Here is a 1,140-nt window from a genome sequence, read left to right as displayed (position 1 = left end):
CCGACCGACTGTACGATCGGCTCGTCCGCGCGGGACTCCCCGGCGGGATCCTGTGGCGGCTGCTCCATCGGTGAGCCGCCGCTGTTCACCGCGAGTCGCGCCCGCGGTCAGTCGTCGGCCGCCCCGGATGACGCCTCCTCGGACTCGTCGGCGTCGTCCGCGGTCTCCGTTTCGGGCGTTTCGGATTCTGTCTCGCCGGTTTCGACCGAATCAGTTTCGGCCGCGTCGCCCTCGTCGTAGAACTCCTCGGGCGAGGCGTCGATCCGCTCGAACTCGCCGAAGTCGCGCTCGTGGTGGCGGATGATCTGTTCGACGATCCACGCGCTGTACCGCTCCGAGTACGCCCACTCGGCGTCGGCGTCGGCCACTTGGAAGCGGCCGTCGGTGGCGAGCGCGGCGTACAGGTGGTAAAAGCCCAAGACGACGTCGCCGAAGTCGCGCGCCTCGCCGCCGATCGCCGCGCGCTTCTCCGCCAGTTCCTCGCGGCCCGCGTCGGTGAGCGCGAAGTACTTGCGGTCCGGCTCGTCGGCGCGTTCGACGCGCTCCGCGACCCCCTCCTCCTCGAACTTGTATAAGATTGGGTAGACGGAGCCGTAGGAGGGCTCCCAGTGGCCGCCGCTTATCTCCGTGATCTCGCCGAGCAGCTCGTAGCCGTACCGCGGGCGCTCGTCGAGCAGCTCCAAGACGAGGTACGAGATCAGTCCTTTCGGCGGGCCGCTTTTCCGCATTATCCCCACCTTTCGGGGTCGCGCTGAAAGGGTTTTGGTCACGGCGACGAGGAACGCAAGCCGCGACGATCCCGGCGATTCGAGCGCTTCGACGAACAGGTATTTGCGGTGGCGTGTGCCTGCGAGCGGTCGCCCCTGGCGACCGCGAGACAGCACCGCGCGAGGTCGCCGGCGGCTTTGCCGCCGGCTGCCAGAGAATCTTCGATTCTCGCTGGAGTCAGTCGCCGGAGCGAAGCGGAGGCGACTGACGAGGCTGGGGAGGCGTGAGGTGCGGTGCTGTGCGGGGCGGGACTCGAAGGGGCAGTCGCGAGGACGAAGCACGACGGAGCAAGCACCGCAGGAGCGAACGCAGTGAGCGACGAGGAGCACAGCGAGTCGCGCGAGTCCCGCGAGCGAAAGCGAGCGGGACCAC

General features: G+C 68.4%; 1 protein-coding gene. It reads right to left on the bottom strand.

Annotated elements, in window-relative coordinates; genetic code table 11:
- Positions 1-107: 107 nt before the first annotated feature.
- Entirely contained in the window at positions 108-728 is a 621-nt protein-coding gene (locus BN903_RS13200) for a PadR family transcriptional regulator (protein WP_048078171.1), read from the bottom strand.
- Between the last annotated feature and the right edge of the window lie 412 nt (positions 729-1,140).

Source organism: Halorubrum sp. AJ67, from assembly GCF_000513435.1.
The sequence above is the reverse complement of the archived record's forward strand: the minus strand, read 5'-3'. Positions and strand labels throughout refer to the sequence as shown.

Bases quoted from the DNA above. Each gene is read 5' to 3' on its own strand.
- BN903_RS13200 (WP_048078171.1), bottom strand. From the start codon at position 728: ATGCGGAAAAGCGGCCCGCCGAAAGGACTGATCTCGTACCTCGTCTTG.